Below are 15,721 nucleotides of genomic sequence, written 5' to 3' on the forward strand. Positions count from 1 at the left end.
TGGGGATAAAATTTCGCCCTGATTGCAAACGCATCTATTTTTCATTACCTGGTTGTTGGGCATCGGCAGGATGCGCAATCAGGCCCCAAGAGAGATCCCATGTCCATTAAAATCAAGACACCGGAAGAGATTGAAAAAATGCGTGTCGCCGGCCAGCTGGCCGCCGACGTGCTGGTCATGATCGCCCCCCACGTCAAGGCGGGCGTCACCACAGACGAACTGAATACCCTCTGCCACGACTACATCGTCGACGTGCAGCAGGCCATCCCCGCGCCGCTCAATTACCACGGCTTCCCCAAGTCCATCTGTACTTCGGTGAACGATGTCATCTGCCATGGCATCCCGAACCACAAGAAGCTGCGGGAAGGGGACATCATCAATCTGGACATCACCGTCATCAAGGATGGCTATCACGGCGATACCTCCGCCATGTTCATCGTGGGCCAGACCACCCCCCTGCGCCGCCAGCTCTGCAAGGTGGCCCAGGATAGCCTCTATGCCGCCATCAAGCGGGTGCGCCCGGGCATGTGCATCACCGAGATCGGCGCTGTCATCCAGCCCATCGTCGAGCAGGCAGGCTTCTCCGTGGTACGCGACTACTGCGGCCATGGCATCGGTGCCGAGTTCCACGAAGAGCCGCAGATACTCCACTACCGCAACGGCGGCAAGCTGGAGCTGAAAGCGGGCATGTGCTTCACCATCGAGCCCATGGTCAACAGCAAGAAGTACCACTGCAAGGTCAATCCGAAGGATGGCTGGACCGTGACCACCAAGGACGGCGGCGACTCCGCCCAATGGGAGCACACCCTGCTGGTGACCGAGGATGGCTGCGAGGTCCTGACCCTGCGCCCCGACGACACTATCGAGCGTTTTATCCGCCACGTTTGACATTCAACCCCGGCCGCGCGCCGGGGTTGCTCTTTACCCGGCCCGACCGAGAGTGTGACATGCCATGGATGCCAGCCTGCTTTCTCCCCATCTGCTCCCAGACGATCAGCTCACCCGTGACAACTGCAAGGAGTATCTGAGCCGCTTTCTCGCCTGGCTGCATGAGCGTTTCGACGCCGGTGACAACATCATCGAACTGGTGGCCACCCGCTCCGAATACATGGACGCGCTGCTGACCAGGCTCTGGCACAAGTTCGGCTTCGACAGGACCGAGCTCACCCTGATCGCGGTAGGCGGCTATGGCCGCGGCGAACTCCATCCCCACTCCGATATCGACCTGCTGATCCTCTACGAAGGAGATGAACTGGACGAGGTGCTGGGGCTTCGCATCGGCGAGTTCATCACCCTCTTGTGGGATCTCAAGCTGGAGGTGGGCCAGGCGGTGCGCAACGTGGCCGAGTGCATCGAGCAGGGTCGCAACGACATCACGGTTGCCACCAACCTCATCGAGGCCCGTTACATCACGGGTCGCCTGGTGGGATTCGAGCAGTTGCAGGCGGCCACCCAGCCCCAGCACTTCTGGCCGAGCGAAGCCTTCTTTCGTGCCAAACGCGAAGAGCAGGCCCTGCGCCACCAGCAGTTTCTCGGCACCGCCTACAAGCTGGAGCCGGATCTCAAGAACAATCCCGGGGGTCTTCGCGACATCCAGACCCTGGCCTGGGTCGCCCGACGCCACTTCGGCGCCACCACCCTGTTCGAGATGACCAGCCACGGTTTTCTCAACCGGGCCGAGTACCGGGAGCTGCTCGACTGTCAGAATTTCCTGTGGAAGGTGCGCTTCGCCCTGCACATGGCCATCAACAAGGGGGACAACCGCCTCTTGTTCGACCGCCAGCGCACCGTGGCCCAGATGCTGGGGTTCGAGGGGGAAGGAAACGGCCCGGTCGAGCAGATGATGAAGCGCTTCTACCAGACGGTGCGACGGGTGGCCGAGCTCAACGAGATGCTGCTGCAACTCTTTGACGAGGCCATTCTTGGCAACACCGCCATGGACATGCGCCGCATCAGCGACGAATTCCAGCTGCGCGGCCGCCTCATCGATGCGGTGGACTCCGAGCTGTTCGGCCGGGATCCTGCCGCCATCCTGCGACTCTTCTACCAGATAGCCCAGCACCCGGAGATTGCCGGCATCCACTCCGCCACCTTGCGCCAGTTGCGCGAGGCCAGACGCACCCTCAACTGCTGGCTGCAAGATCTACCCGAGTGCCGTCGTCTCTTCATGGCGCTCCTGCGCCACCCCAACGGCATCGGCCAGCCGCTCACCCTGATGCACAAGTACGGGATCCTCGCGGCCTACCTGCCCCAGTGGAACCTCATCGTCGGCCAGATGCAGTTCGACATGTTCCACGCCTACACGGTGGACGAGCACACCCATCGGCTGCTGCAGAACATCCATCGCTTCCCGAATCCAGCCAGCCGCCAGACTCACCCGCTCTGCCACGAGGTGTTCACCCAGTTGCGCAAGCCCGAGCTGCTCAGCATCGCCGCCCTCTTCCACGACATCGCCAAGGGCAGGCGTGGCGATCATTCCGAACTCGGGGCCGTGGATGCGCTGGAGTTCTGCCAGTTGCACGGGCTGGATCGCTACGAGAGCCGACTGGTCGCCTGGCTGGTGCGCCACCATCTGCTGATGTCGGTCACCGCCCAGCGCCGCGACATCTACGACCCGGACGTGGTCACCGACTTCGCCCAGAAGGTGCGGGATGAATTGCACCTCGACCTGCTCTATTGCCTGACCGTGGCCGACATCTGTGCCACCAACGACAGTCTGTGGAACGACTGGAAGGGCACCCTGCTGCGCGAACTCTACTTCGCCACCCAAAAGGCCCTGCGCCAGGGGTTGGAAAACCCGCCGGACATGCGCCTCAAGATCCGTGAAAACCAGCGCCAGGCCAGGCAGATCCTGACCCAGCGCGAGGTGCCACAGGAGGCGGTCACCGCCCTCTGGAACGACTTCAAGGCCGATTACTTCCTGCGCCACAGCCCGGAGCAGATCGCCTGGCACTGCCGCAAGATCATCGCCCACGGTGACAACCCGGCCCCCCTGGTGCTCATCGGCAAGCATCCCATACGGGGCGGTAGCGAGGTGTTCATCTATTGCCGCGATACCCCCAACCTCTTTGCCACCGTGGCTTCGGCACTGGATCAGAAGAACCTCAGCATCCACGACGCCCAGATCATGAATTCGCGCAACGACTACGTGCTCGACACCTTCATCGTGCTGGAACCGAACGGCGAGCCCATCAGCCCCAACCGTACCGCCACCATCAAGAAGGCGCTGGAGAAAGCCCTTCAGGAGCCGGGCAAGCTGGTGCTGCGCAGCAAGCCCCTGTCCAGACGCCACCGCCAGTTCAGCGTGCCGACCAGGGTGGTCTTCCTGCCCCACAAGGGGGAAAACCGCCACACCCTGCTGGAGCTGACGGCCCTGGACACTCCGGGCCTATTGGCCCGTATCGGTGCCGTGTTCCAGCAGTGCGGCCTCTCCCTCCATGCCGCCAAGATCACCACCATCGGTGAGCGGGTGGAGGACTTCTTCAGCCTCACCACCCTGGCCGGAGAGCCGCTGAACCCGGAGGAGCAGCAAGCCCTCGAGGAGAGGCTGGTCAATCAGCTCAACCCCCAGGAACCGCTTGGCGAGAGCGCCTGACACGCTCGGATGAAGCCTCGAAAGAGGCTTTTTGACGTATTGATTCCTCAATCAGAACAAATGGTTGGACCACTCAAGTACAATAAATCGCCCTGATTCTGAAGAAATCGGCGAGAGCCCTTAAAAACGATTGGAAAAGTGTGATACAACAAACAGAATTTTATAAAGGAAACCTGTCATGACCCAGTTGCAACAGACCATCGAAGCGGCCTTCGAGCGCCGTGACTCCATCACCCCCGGCTCCGTCGATGCCGCCACCAAGGCCGCCATTCTGGAAGCCATCGACCTGCTGGACTCCGGCAAAGCCCGGGTTGCCGAGAAGATTGCCGGCGAGTGGGTCGTCCACCAGTGGCTGAAGAAGGCCGTGCTGCTCTCCTTCCGCATCAACGACAACGGCATCATCAAGGGCGACGATGCCCAGTACTACGACAAGGTTCCCCTGAAGTTCTCCAACTACACCGAAGAGCAGTTCAAGGCTGCCGGTGTACGCGTCGTGCCGCCCGCGACCGCGCGCAAAGGCTCCTTCATCGCCCCGAACACCGTGCTGATGCCCTCCTACGTCAACATCGGCGCCTTCGTCGATGAAGGCACCATGGTCGACACCTGGGCCACCGTGGGCTCCTGCGCCCAGATCGGCAAGAACGTGCACCTCTCCGGCGGCGTCGGCATCGGCGGCGTACTGGAGCCACTGCAGGCCAACCCGACCATCATCGAAGACAACTGCTTCATCGGTGCCCGTTCCGAGGTGGTTGAAGGGGTGATCGTCGAGGAGGGCTCCGTCATCTCCATGGGGGTCTTCATCGGCCAGTCCACCCGCATCTATGACCGCGAAACCGGTGAAATCCACTACGGCCGCGTCCCGGCCGGCTCCGTGGTCGTTTCCGGCTCCCTGCCCTCCAAGTGCGGCAAGTACAGCCTCTACGCCGCCGTCATCGTCAAGAAGGTGGATGCCAAGACCCGCGCCAAGGTCGGCATCAACGCCCTGCTGCGCTCCATCGACGAGTAATCCACGCCGATGTCATCAAGGGCACCTCTGGTGCCCTTTTTCATGCCCGCTCTCATGGGTGGACGCCAACTCCCCTGCCCCACCAGCACTGCACCCCCCCATGAGACGATACCGCTTATGGCAGTGCTGGCAAGGCGTTCACCCCTCCCCTTGGCTCATTGATTAAAGAAGACCTTTTTGACACCAATTTGAATTTGGCGCGCCTGTCACAGGCAAGGCGTCCGGACTCGGGTAAGATAGAGGGGTCAGGATCGTTTCAAACCAAGGAAGCCCGATGTACGAGAATCTCAAGAGCCTGGGGATCCAGGAACCCACCTCGGTGGACAGCTACACCCTGCGCCAGGAAGCCAACCACGACATCCTCAAGATCTATTTCAAGAAGCAGAAGGGTGAATTCTTCGCCAAGAGCGTCAAATTCAAATACCCCCGCCAGCGCAAGACCATGCTGGTCGACTCGGGGACCCATGAGTACAAAGATGTCACCGAGATCAACGCCAACCTCAAATACGTGGTGGATGAGCTGGACAATCTGACCCAGGGCGGCCAGCCTTCCGCCGATCCGGACATCAAGCAGAAAATACTGCGCGACTTGCGTCATCTGGAAAAAGTGGTGCAGAACAAGATCAGCGAGATAGAACGGGATCTCGAAAAGCTTTAAGCCGGTCTGATGCAGCAAAGGCGCCCAGGGGCGCCTTTTTCATTGGGTCACACCATGCTGGCGCCGCCAGGAAAGCCCCCGCACATGTCCCGCCACCAAACGCAACCCAGCAAAAAGGGAGGCTTGCGCCTCCCTTTTCGGAACTCGGATATTGGAGCGACAATCAGTTGCTCTTCATCCAGATGTCCATTTCAGTTTTCAGGTTGTCGGACTTGGTGCCGAAGATGGCTTGTACACCGGAACCCGCCACCACCACACCGGCGGCGCCCAGCTTCTTCAGACCAGCCTGGTCAACCTTGGCCACATCCTTCACACCGACACGCAGACGGGTGATGCAGGCGTCCAGAGAGGTGATGTTCTCTTTGCCACCGAAGGCGGAGACCAGTGCAGCAGACATCTCGTCCTTGCTTTGACCGGCAGAGGACTCTTGGGCAGCTTCGTCTTCACGACCCGGGGTTTTCAGGTTCATGGCACGGATGACCACGGTGAAGACCACGTAGTAGATGACCGCGTAGACCAGACCCAGACCCACCAGCAGCAGCATGTTGTCGGCACGCGGGGATTGCACCACGAAATCGATGAAGCCGTTGGAGAAGGTGTGACCGTGAACGACACCCAGCATGTTGGTCAGCACGTATGCCAGACCGGCCAGCAGGGCGTGGATGGCGTACAGAACCGGGGCCACGAACAGGAAGGAGAATTCGATAGGCTCGGTGATACCGGTCAGGAAGGAGGTCAGGGCAGCAGAAGCCATGATACCTACGATCTTGGCGCGGTTTTCCGGCTTGGCGGAGTGCGCAATGGCAAACGCGGCAGCAGGCAGACCGAACATCTTGAACAGGTAGCCACCCGCCAGCTGACCGAAGCCGTTGCCGGCAGCACGGGAAACGTCATCAGCAGTCAGGAAGCAGGTCATGATGCCGTGTACGGTTTCACCGGCGGCGTTGACGCAGGTACCAGCCTGATAGAAGAACGGCACGTTCCAGATGTGGTGCAGACCGAACGGGATCAGGGAGCGCTCAACCACGCCGTAGATACCGAAGGCCAGGACCGGGTTCTGGTTGGCAGCCCAGTCGGAGAAGGCACCGATGGCACCACCAATCGGCGGCCAGATGAAGGAGAGCACGACACCCAGACCGATGGAAACAAAACCGGTGATGATGGGCACGGCGCGCTTGCCAGCGAAGAAGCCGAGGTACTCTGGCAGCTGGATCTTGTAGAAGCGGTTGAACGCCCAGGCAGCCACGCCACCGGCGAGGATACCACCCAGCACACCGGTATCGATCTTCTCGACACCCATCACAGGCGCCATCACAGTCAGGGTGGCGGTCATGATGCCGTAGCCGACGATGGCGGACAGGCCGGAAACACCGTCGTTATTGGTGAAGCCAAGGGCGACGCCCACGGCGAACAGCAGAGCCATCTGGCCGAATACGGAACCACCGGCCTGCTCCATCAGTTGGGAGACGATTTCCGGCAACCAGCTGAAGTGGGCAGCACCCACCCCCAGCAGAATACCTGCAACGGGCAAGACCGATACGGGCAGCATCAGCGCCTTACCGACCTTTTGCAGATTAGAGAAAGCATTTTTTAACATGTGTGCGCTCCTGAATGGATTTTTTTCCGACAACGACTCAGGGCAGTTTATTGATGACGATGTGCTTCATCCGTCACTGCGCCAAATGCGTTTTCCGGGTTGCTTATTTTGACCAGCAGAATATAACCCAGCGGAGGTGGAAATGCCTCTGTCGGAAACAAGGGAATAATAAATTTGGAGGAGAGATCACAAGATAATAAATAAGCAGAGAGGGGACTGTCTTGAATATTATTTCGTATTGTTATAGCTTCGCCGCAAAAAGAAATAAATCACTTCAAAATAAATCACAAAGAAACCAAATAATACCCAACGATACCCACTGTAACTAAATGTAACTTATTGCGGATTTATATTATCCAGTCTACCGATTAAAAAGGCCTCCAACAAGGGAAGCCTCCAATAAATATCGATTTTAATAAACCGAGATATTTAGTTCTTCTGTGAACGTTTCACTGCATCAATAAAGACCGATTTCGCCTTGGTTGAACCGGCACGCTCGGCTTCATTCACGAGCTGCATCGCCTTGTCGATATCACCGGCCTTCACCGCTTTCTCGATCTGGGCGTTGTAGAAGCTCTCGGTCTCGCTCAGCATGGCGGGAGCCGGCTTGCTCGGCGCTGCGGCAACGGCTGCCGTGGTGGCCGCCGTCGCAGCCGGCACGGTCAACTTGTTCGGCGTCGGGTTCACGATTGGTGTACTAGCATCAATTGCTTCCTGGTAAACCGGTTTATAGAAGTTATCGCCCAACTTGCTCGCGCTCATGTCTTCTACTTCAAGCGTGAGCACCCCCCATGCGGAGTGAGGGATCAATGGATCCTTGGCACCATAGTCCTGCACACTCAAGGACTTTGCCATCAGCTTGGATGGGCTCATGGCTTGCGTGGTCTGGCTCAAGGTTGCCTGTGTGGTAAAGATCACCATGTAAGATTCGTTGTTTGGGTTGCCGACATAGGAACGATCGACGGTAAAGACCCCCTCTACCCGGTCCCCATCCAACATGCGCGCAGGCTTGTAGGTAATGATGTCTGACCCTATGGTACGGGTCGGTTTGAACTGGGAGTCCAGCAGCAACACCGTGGGGTTGAACAATGTCTTATCGATCAGACCCGCTACGGTAATTTTGAGATCGCCTGAGTTGCTCGGTAACTTGAAAGCAGCAAAATAGCTCTTCCCTTCTGGGAAGGTGAACACCGGAGAGTTGCCATCAATGGCCACAATACGCTTCTGGTCAGCTGTCAGCGGCTGATACGTCAAACCACTAAGGCTGTTACAGCACACACTTGCAGCACCAAGCTGCTGCAGTGCATTGGAACGACTATCGAGGATAGTCTTGTACTCCTGGGTGGGAGCTACAGTTTCCTCAAGAGACGTACATGCCGTCATCAAAGTGGAACACAAAACCGTCAACGCTACCTTGGTATATTTCATCTGTAAGCCCTACACGCCATCTTGAAAAAAAGAGCCCCCGACAAGCGGGGGCGACTCGATATCAGGTGATGGTGAGATTACCACCAAGCTTCCGCTTGTACACCGAAGTTCCAAGCATCGTCTTGATTAACTCCGTTGCTATCAGTACGGAATTTCCCATCTTGCTGAACATAGGAGGCAAATACCCGAATTTCAGGACGAGCCCAGAAGCCAGAACCCGCAGACCAAGCCTGTGCCAGAGTGAACTTGCTACCATCAGTAGATGTCTCAGATGCACCCTTCTGAGTTTCATGATCCTTGAAGTAGCCCACTTCGGCAATGGTCTTCATGACATCAGTCCATTTATACATCGGGCGAACAACAACAGAGAAGGTATCTTTGTCGTCGTACTGGGTGCCCCATTCAGTAAAATCGCTAGCCTGTGCGTAAATCAGCTGATGGCCAAACTCAACTTTCTCACCGGCGGGCAGAACACCCCAGTTGATGATCCGGAAGCCATCACCGCTGCTGGAATTAGACTGCAGACCGCTACCAGAACCAGAGCCATAGCTGACACCTTGAGCAGCGAGACCATCAATAAAGTACTGAACTACAGTCTTGTTGAAACCACCCAGCATAGATTGAGTGAGTTCGGCAGTCAGCATGTGGCCGTCATTGATATCCGGGTTCAGCTGGTCTTGCTCGTCGGTCGGATTGGCCATTGCAAAGTCATAACCAACTTCCAATGTCGCATCAGTCCACAGCGGAATTCCCGCATAACGAATATCAAAGACGTTGGTATCGATAGTATCACTGCTACCGGTCACGGCTTCCCACGGGTCATTACGAGTAACCGCAACAGAGAGCTTGCCGGGCCCCACGGAAATGTTCTCAATGCCAGCACCGGCACCGGATACATCCCAGTAGTAGGTATCGGAGATATGAATGTCATGACGCTGATAGAAACGCTTACCAGCCCAGAGAGTTTCGCCGCCACCAAACAGGTTTTTGGCTTGTACGTTAAACTGGCGCAGCGCAAAGTTCGATGCGTCGCTAGATGTATCTTCCCAATCGCGACTCTGGAAATCAGTCTTCATGGTAAACATGGAGTCTACATAGAAGGTTTTATCGTCCTTGTTGTAAACTTCCTGCCCCAGCTGGATCTCGCCATATGTATCATCTTCGTTACCCAGACGACCAACTTTGTTTTTGGCATTGATCTGCAAATCACCATTGTCGGAAACACCGACACCTGAACGCATGTAGCCGTGGAAATCAACGGCGAAGGCGGCTTGGGAAGCCAGGGCTGCGGTTACTGCTGCAGCGATCGGGAGCCACTTTGCTTTCATTTTCATTTTCCTTATTCCCGCTGAGAGGAGTGTGATCCTGATATTCAAGTTCTTATCACCGGAAAAACGTTTTGGTGATAACCGAGGTCGATTATAGGTACCCAAATTCCCTGCAAACATGAGCTGATTCACAAAACGATGACAAATCGCACGCCACCCACAACCGCAGCAACAACAACCCAATAAATTTTCATTTTATGGCATTAAAAACCCCATGAACAACAAAAAGAGGAGCAACAACACCAAAGAAAGCGCTTTCAAATATTAATTCGCGACGAGAGTTAAGTGACAAATCCGTGTCGCAGTAGCAAAAACATGACTGAAATCGCTTTCAATGTGGAACTTTTAATTTTTCAATTTGTCGTGGGTGATGATGAATATGGCCAACCGGTTATCATCATTGGCGAGAAAAATAACCGGACGAAAGAGAGGATATATTTGGGGGCTGAGGCGTGACGCCCCAAAAACAAAACACCCCCGTCAGCACACTCACGGAGGTGAATTTATTCTCGGGTAGAAGGGGCTGGCTACAGTCTATTTTCCCAGGTTTTCAACCAGGCCAGCGCTGCCACTTCAGGCTCATCTTCTACCGTCGCATCGATTTCCAGGTGCACAACCAGTGGCTCGGCAGCCAGCTCCTGCAACAGGGCATCCAGCGTTCGCCCCGCTCCGCAGAAGTGTTCATAGCTGCTGTCTCCCATGGCGATGAGGGCATAGCGCCATCCCTTCATATAAGGAGCACGATCGGCCAGGGCACTGGCAAAGGGCTGCAAATTGGGCGGTATATCCCCCTGCCCCGTGGTGGCGGTCACGATGAGCAGAAAGCGTGAGGCATCGATGTCGGTCAGCGCCGCGTCATCGAAGATCTGGCAGACATGGCCATTGGCTTGCAGGTGATCAGAGAGGGTCTCGGCCACCAGCATGGCAGAGCCGTAGACGGTGCCGACCAGGATGTCGATCTCGGCCATCAGCGACTCCTCAGGGACAGACATTGGGCCCGGCAAGACCGGGATGGGTAGGAAGAGCCCCCCTGAACGGGCGGGGGCACGCGATTGCGCAGGCGATATCTCGTTGAGCCATAAGTCATTCCTCTGACGTACCTGGGCTACAGCATGCCACAGCCCTGTCAGAGGCAACAGATGGAAAGAGGCTCAGGCGCCGTAGTCTTGCTCGCTGGCAGGCCAGCCCAGACGGGCGAACAGACCCAGCACCTCGGGGCCCAGGGGCGCCTGGATCCGCATCGGCACCTTGAGCACCGGATGCTCGAAGCTCAGACGGTGCGCGATCAACAGCAGGCGGTCGCACCCGTAGTGCTCGCGAAAGAAGCGGTTGTGCCGGCCATCCCCGTGGGTGGTATCACCAACGATGGGGTGAAACAGGTGATCCAGATGGCGGCGCAGCTGGTGCTTGCGCCCCGTCTTGGGAAAGAGGCGGACCAGGCTGTAGCGACTGGTGGGATGCTTCTTGGAGACGGCGAAGGGCAGCTCGACCTGATGCAGACGACGAAACGCGGTCACCGCCTCCTGGGCGGGGCGATCCGGGTCGCTGAAGGCATCGGCAATCTTGTCCAGCTGCTCCTTGAGCGGATAGTCGATGAGCCCCTCTTCGGGGGCCCATCCCCGCACCAGTGCCAGGTACTCCTTGTGGACCTGACGGGCAGCAAAGGCCTCGGTCAGGGTACGGGCCACGGCAGGATCGAGAGCAAACAGCAGCACACCCGAAGTGGGCCTGTCCAGTCGGTGCACGGGGTAAACATGACGACCCCCGATCAGATCCCGGGTCATCTGCATGGCGAAACGGGTCTCGGCCTTGTCGAGCCAACTGCGGTGCACCAGGAGACCGGACGGTTTGTTCACCGCCACCAGCCAGTCATCCTGATAGAGCAGAGTCGGCTGCAAGGCATCCGCTGTCCGGGTCTGCTCGTCCATCATTGTTCGACCACTTTGCCGGAGAGCAGCAGATCGAAACGGGCGATCAGACGAAGCAGGGCCTCGACCTCCGCCAGCTCCTCTTTATAGACCTCACTCGCCATGGGATAGAGGGAGACGCTGGTCGGCAGCGGAGCCTGCAGCAGCACCAGCTGCTCCATGCGCGGGATCAGCACGAACTGCAGCCACTGATCGAAACTCAGGGTATCGACACAAAACGGCAGCTCGCTTGCCAGCGCCTCGCTCCCCGGATGGTCGGCTTGCCAGCGTTCCAGACGTTGCAACTCGGCAGTCAGCTCTCCCAGCAGACCGGCAACCAGCAGATATTGATTCATCTCGCTCACTTCCTCATCGCGGGCCCGGTCTGCGACGGGGCCCCACTCAATACGGCCATCAAAAAGGGGCGCTACTATACACCGACCCCGCAATGGCTGCCATGTTGCCGTCACCTTCATCCCCTGCATCACCGCCTCTGGCTATCTGGTGCAGCCCCCTTATAATCGCCCGCATTATCTTCAAGCGGGATCTCTTCATGTCTTCCATCAACACCCTGACCGAGTTTCTGACCCAGGCCGATACCCAGTTCCAGCTGTTCGATCTGGGCCGCCAGGTGCGCCCGCTCCCCAGCGACCTCTTCGTGCGCATCGAGCAGCAGCAGGAGCCCTACCCCTGGCCGTTGCAGCAGCACGCCTGGCTCGGCGTGCACTTCTTCCAGCCGACCGAATCCAGGCACTACCTCTGGTTCCTCAAGTTCGCCCTTGATGAACGCGGCCTGCTCATCTCCAGCGGCCCCAAGCATTTCATGGATCAGGTGGTAGAGACTCTGGGCTACAAGCTCACCGGTGAACTGGACGAAGAGAAGGCCCAGCGTCTGGCGGACAACCCCTACACCTTCCGTCCGGCCGAGGCCAAGATGGCCAGTGTGCACGCCAAGCTGGCCCGCCAGCTGGAACAAGCCCCTTCCGCTTACTACGAGGCCCTCTGCCACTATCTGGCGGCGCCGGGGGAAGAGGGGTGGCAGGCCCTGGGACTGCAAGGGTTTGCAGATCTCGCGGAGCAGCTGCAGGTTGAACGCAACCTGGCACTGGTCTGCAAGGCCTTGCCCGTACTGCCGCAGGCCCCCCTCTACGCCCTGTGCCAGAGCCTGGAGAACGCCCCCCTGCCTCCTGCCCTGCAAGGCGCATTGCTGGAGCGCATCGGCAAGGAGCAGGAGTGCGCCGAGCCTGACCCCGAAACCCTGGCCTATCTGTGCCGGGCACTGGCCTCCTGCCCGGGCAACGGACTGCGCACCAACAAGCTGCTGACCCTGCTGCAAACCCGGCCAAGCCCCTCCCTGCTCCTCGCCATCGCTGGCCGCCTCTGGCCCGATCTGAAACACCCCGAACTGCTCGGCCTGTTTCTGGAGCAGCTCGCCCTGCAACCCACCCAGTTCTTCAACCAGGTATTTGCCGAGCTCGTCACGCTACCGGCCTTGCGCAATGATATGCTGGCAAAACTGCGTGACCCCGAACGCAGCGAGGCCCTGGGTCTGGCCATCGGTCGCCTGTTCGCTGCCACCTAGGCCCGGCACGACGGCCCTGTTGCCTGGGGTGAACAGAGCCCCACACACATCACAGAAGGAACCCGCTGATGGGAGAAATGCTTGGGATCTTGCTGCTCGGCCTCGTTGGCTGGGCCTTCTGGCAACAGCGCCGCCAGGCGGAGCTGGCCTGGCAATACATGCGCCGCTACTGCCAGCACCACGACCTGCAACTGCTGTCGCTGGCGCGGACACACCGCGCCCTGGGGCACAAGCCCCTGCGCCTGCTCACCTACTACCAGTTCGAGTTCTCCAGCGACGGAGAGAGCCATTATCAGGGACAGCTCTGCATGCAGGGGCTGCATGTCGCCAGTGTCGAGCTGCCACCCCATCGTCTCCCCTCCTAGATTTGAGAGCACGGGGGCTGGCTATACTCTTCCACAGCCCCCTTCCAAGGAGTACCAACATGGAATTGCTCACCCATGACATGGCCGCCCTGTTTGCCCAGCTGGGGCTGGCCAGTGACGACATCAGCCAGCAGCGTTTTATCCGCGACCATCCCATCGATCGCCATACCCAGTTGCCCGACGCGCCGTTCTGGACGCCTTCCCAGGCAGGCTTTCTGCGCGATGCCCTCAGCCACGACGCCGACTGGGCGGAAGCCATCGACCAGCTGGATGTGATGCTGCGCCAGGGGACCTGATCCCCGCACTCCCGGCGGCCAGCGTTGGGTAGACGCGGAGCCGCCAATCCCCTCCCTCTCGCCACCTACGCCCTTCGCTCCGCTTTCCTGATAGACAGGCTTTGATTAAGCTCTGTGCCACTATCCACCCGCAGCAAGACGGCCGTGCAGGAGCCAAGATGTCAGCCCAAGAGATCATCCAGATAGCCAACGAACTCAGTGCCAGGGGGATCACCCCCTCTACCGCCATGGTCAAGGCCCGCCTCAGCCATCCCGTGCCCATGGCCGAGCTGCTCAAGGTGCTGAGCCAGTGGAAGCAACAACCCCAGCCCGCGTCGACAGCGCCCGCCCCCGCCATTGTCCCCGAGGCGTCCCCCTTGGCCACGGAAAGCGTCACTCTTCAGCAACTGAGCGAGCAGCTCGCCCGGCTGGAGCAGAAGGTCGATCGCCTCACCGATCTGCTGCTCAACCAGAAGCCGGATTGACCCATCGCCATGTATATCCTCGAACTCACCTTTGAGTGCTACCGCGATACCTCCCTCGGGGAGGCCGAACGGGCCATCGTCCACTACCTCGACATGCTGCGCTATCAGGGTCAGATCCTGGGGCGGGAGTTTCCCACCAGCATGCACGAAGGCTATTTCGTCAGCCGGGTGGTCTGCCCGGAGCAGGACAGCCTGCACCCTGACAACCAGAGCGAGCTGGTCGCCCTTGCCGAGCAAGGTCTGCACCAGGCGGGCCTGCTCGCCCCCAAACTCCACCTGCAAGGAGCGGATCTGCTCTCGGACAGCACGGACCCGTGCGCAGAGCAGGGGAAGCGTCCCAGCTGGATGCTGCTCTACACCAGCTTCCTGCACAGTTGCTCTCCCCTTCGCTGTGGCGATCACTTCGCCCCCATCCCGCTCTATCGGCTGCCCGCCGTCGCCAACGGTGACCACAAGCAGATCATCAAGTGGCAGGAAGATTGGGAGGCCTGCGATCAGTTGCAGATGAACGGCTCCATCGCCGAACACGCCGCCCTGCACGAAATCGGCGAGGTGGGCAGCCGCCTTCATCGCCGGGGCAGCGATCTCGCCAGACGGCTGGAGCTCCTGAGCGGCATCCCCACCTATTACTATCTTTACCGGGTAGGTGGCCTGAGCGCTACCGAAGAGCGGGCTCGCCCCTGCCCTGGCTGTGGTGGCCCATGGGCGCTGGCCGCCCCCCTGCACGAGATCTTCGACTTCAGGTGCGAGCCTTGCAGGCTGGTGTCCAACCTCTCCTGGGACTTCAAGGAGTAGGTGCCCACCGCACACAATGGCGCAATAAAAAGAGAGGGCCTTGCCAGGTGGCAAGGCCCTCTCTTTTGGGGCATCACTGGGGCAAGGTTTCCAGTCGCGCCAGAAAGGCCGGCAACGAGGGGGCCAGCGTCAGTCGCCGTCCGGAGTCCAGCCACTCCAGCCACACCTGGCCGCTCTCGTTATCGAGGGAGACCAGCGTCATCTCGTTGCGGGTCGTGGCAATGAAGAGTGAAGGGGATCGCTTCAACTTGCGCAGCATCAGCAGGTGGCCGATGAGGTTCTCCTTGAGCAGATCCAGATCGGCGTCGTTCCACGGCAGGATGAGTTCGATGCGCAGCCCCTTGAAAGAGCAGGGCAGAGGGCGGCTGAACCAGTGGCCAAACAGGGCGATGGCGCTGGGATGCAGGGTCAGCTCCAGGGCGTTCGCCATGGCCGTGAAGTCGGCTGCCTGCTCTCGCTGGAACGGACGCCAGGCGACCCGCCCCTCCCTGGGTTCATCCAGCTCGCAAGGAGAGCGCCAGTCGGCCTCCCAGTCACACAGGGGCAGCCCCCGCCTTCCTTCGCCATCGCGCTGCCAGCGTAAAAAGAACTGCTCCAGGGCAGACAGGACTTGATCCGACATCGATATTCCCCACAATAGCGGCCTCTGATGGCCGCAAGTACCTGATCGAAAAATCGGGCCATTGCACCATCAAACCCC

The 15,721-nt window shown here is 59.0% G+C and carries 17 protein-coding genes; 10 read left to right on the forward strand and 7 right to left on the reverse strand.

What is annotated here, in order from left to right; translation table 11 throughout:
* Positions 1-99: 99 nt before the first annotated feature.
* From map to OKC30_RS00160, 4 genes are all read left to right on the forward strand, one after another.
* Entirely contained in the window at positions 100-888 is a 789-nt protein-coding gene (gene map, locus OKC30_RS00145) for a type I methionyl aminopeptidase (protein WP_010673402.1), read from the forward strand.
* 64 nt (positions 889-952) lie between these two features.
* Entirely contained in the window at positions 953-3,595 is a 2,643-nt protein-coding gene (gene glnD, locus OKC30_RS00150) for a bifunctional uridylyltransferase/uridylyl-removing protein GlnD (RefSeq protein ID WP_270661427.1), read from the forward strand.
* A 178-nt stretch (positions 3,596-3,773) separates the two neighbouring features.
* Complete coding sequence (gene dapD / locus OKC30_RS00155; protein ID WP_010673400.1) at positions 3,774-4,601, forward strand: 2,3,4,5-tetrahydropyridine-2,6-dicarboxylate N-succinyltransferase; 828 nt, start codon at positions 3,774-3,776, stop codon at positions 4,599-4,601.
* A 274-nt stretch (positions 4,602-4,875) separates the two neighbouring features.
* On the forward strand, positions 4,876-5,259 hold the full coding sequence (locus OKC30_RS00160) for a DUF3461 family protein (RefSeq protein WP_039039426.1): 384 nt from the start codon (positions 4,876-4,878) through the stop codon (positions 5,257-5,259).
* Between the two features lie 163 nt (positions 5,260-5,422).
* On the opposite strand, the gene ptsG is transcribed toward OKC30_RS00160, so the two are convergent.
* The 3 genes from ptsG to OKC30_RS00175 form a co-directional block, all read right to left on the reverse strand.
* The gene (gene ptsG / locus OKC30_RS00165) at positions 5,423-6,856 is read right to left on the reverse strand and encodes a PTS glucose transporter subunit IIBC (RefSeq protein ID WP_223933235.1); all 1,434 of its coding nucleotides are present in this window, start codon (positions 6,854-6,856) and stop codon (positions 5,423-5,425) included.
* Positions 6,857-7,285: 429 nt separating this feature from the next.
* Positions 7,286-8,284, reverse strand: coding sequence for a MalM family protein (locus OKC30_RS00170; protein WP_223933237.1), 999 nt, complete (start codon positions 8,282-8,284; stop codon positions 7,286-7,288).
* A 77-nt stretch (positions 8,285-8,361) separates the two neighbouring features.
* On the reverse strand, positions 8,362-9,612 hold the full coding sequence (locus OKC30_RS00175) for a maltoporin (RefSeq protein ID WP_223933239.1): 1,251 nt from the start codon (positions 9,610-9,612) through the stop codon (positions 8,362-8,364).
* Positions 9,613-9,927: 315 nt separating this feature from the next.
* Between OKC30_RS00175 and OKC30_RS00180 the strand changes: the two genes are divergently transcribed.
* Positions 9,928-10,068, forward strand: a complete 141-nt coding sequence (locus OKC30_RS00180) for a hypothetical protein (protein WP_223933241.1) — start codon at positions 9,928-9,930, stop codon at positions 10,066-10,068.
* Positions 10,069-10,139: 71 nt separating this feature from the next.
* Here the strand turns inward: OKC30_RS00180 and OKC30_RS00185 are convergent, their stop codons facing one another.
* The 3 genes from OKC30_RS00185 to OKC30_RS00195 form a co-directional block, all read right to left on the reverse strand.
* On the reverse strand, positions 10,140-10,580 hold the full coding sequence (locus OKC30_RS00185) for a flavodoxin (protein ID WP_041214685.1): 441 nt from the start codon (positions 10,578-10,580) through the stop codon (positions 10,140-10,142).
* 183 nt (positions 10,581-10,763) lie between these two features.
* The gene (gene truC, locus OKC30_RS00190; protein WP_324046314.1) at positions 10,764-11,540 is read right to left on the reverse strand and encodes a tRNA pseudouridine(65) synthase TruC; all 777 of its coding nucleotides are present in this window, start codon (positions 11,538-11,540) and stop codon (positions 10,764-10,766) included.
* The gene (locus OKC30_RS00195) at positions 11,540-11,875 is read right to left on the reverse strand and encodes a YqcC family protein (RefSeq protein ID WP_010673392.1); all 336 of its coding nucleotides are present in this window, start codon (positions 11,873-11,875) and stop codon (positions 11,540-11,542) included. Before OKC30_RS00195 ends, truC begins: the two co-directional genes overlap by 1 nt.
* 197 nt (positions 11,876-12,072) lie before the next feature.
* Here OKC30_RS00195 and OKC30_RS00200 point away from each other — a divergent pair, with 197 nt between their 5' ends.
* The 5 genes from OKC30_RS00200 (at position 12,073) to OKC30_RS00220 (ending at position 15,021) form a co-directional block, all read left to right on the forward strand.
* Complete coding sequence (locus OKC30_RS00200; protein ID WP_049636270.1) at positions 12,073-13,101, forward strand: DUF3549 family protein; 1,029 nt, start codon at positions 12,073-12,075, stop codon at positions 13,099-13,101.
* Positions 13,102-13,169: 68 nt separating this feature from the next.
* Entirely contained in the window at positions 13,170-13,466 is a 297-nt protein-coding gene (locus OKC30_RS00205; RefSeq protein ID WP_223933243.1) for a DUF3301 domain-containing protein, read from the forward strand.
* Between the two features lie 59 nt (positions 13,467-13,525).
* Positions 13,526-13,762 carry a DUF2789 domain-containing protein gene (locus OKC30_RS00210; RefSeq protein WP_039039420.1) on the forward strand — a complete coding sequence of 79 codons (237 nt, stop codon included), beginning with the start codon at positions 13,526-13,528 and terminating at the stop codon, positions 13,760-13,762.
* A gap of 158 nt (positions 13,763-13,920) precedes the next feature.
* Positions 13,921-14,226: a DNA-binding protein gene (locus tag OKC30_RS00215; protein ID WP_069785579.1), complete on the forward strand. Its 306-nt coding sequence runs from the start codon at positions 13,921-13,923 to the stop codon at positions 14,224-14,226.
* Between the two features lie 9 nt (positions 14,227-14,235).
* On the forward strand, positions 14,236-15,021 hold the full coding sequence (locus tag OKC30_RS00220) for a Zn-ribbon-containing protein (protein ID WP_223933245.1): 786 nt from the start codon (positions 14,236-14,238) through the stop codon (positions 15,019-15,021).
* Between the two features lie 73 nt (positions 15,022-15,094).
* On the opposite strand, the gene syd is transcribed toward OKC30_RS00220, so the two are convergent.
* Positions 15,095-15,643, reverse strand: a complete 549-nt coding sequence (gene syd / locus OKC30_RS00225; protein WP_010673386.1) for a SecY-interacting protein — start codon at positions 15,641-15,643, stop codon at positions 15,095-15,097.
* Between the last annotated feature and the right edge of the window lie 78 nt (positions 15,644-15,721).

This window comes from Aeromonas sp. QDB18 (assembly GCF_027705325.1).
GTDB classification, from domain to species: domain Bacteria; phylum Pseudomonadota; class Gammaproteobacteria; order Enterobacterales; family Aeromonadaceae; genus Aeromonas; species Aeromonas caviae.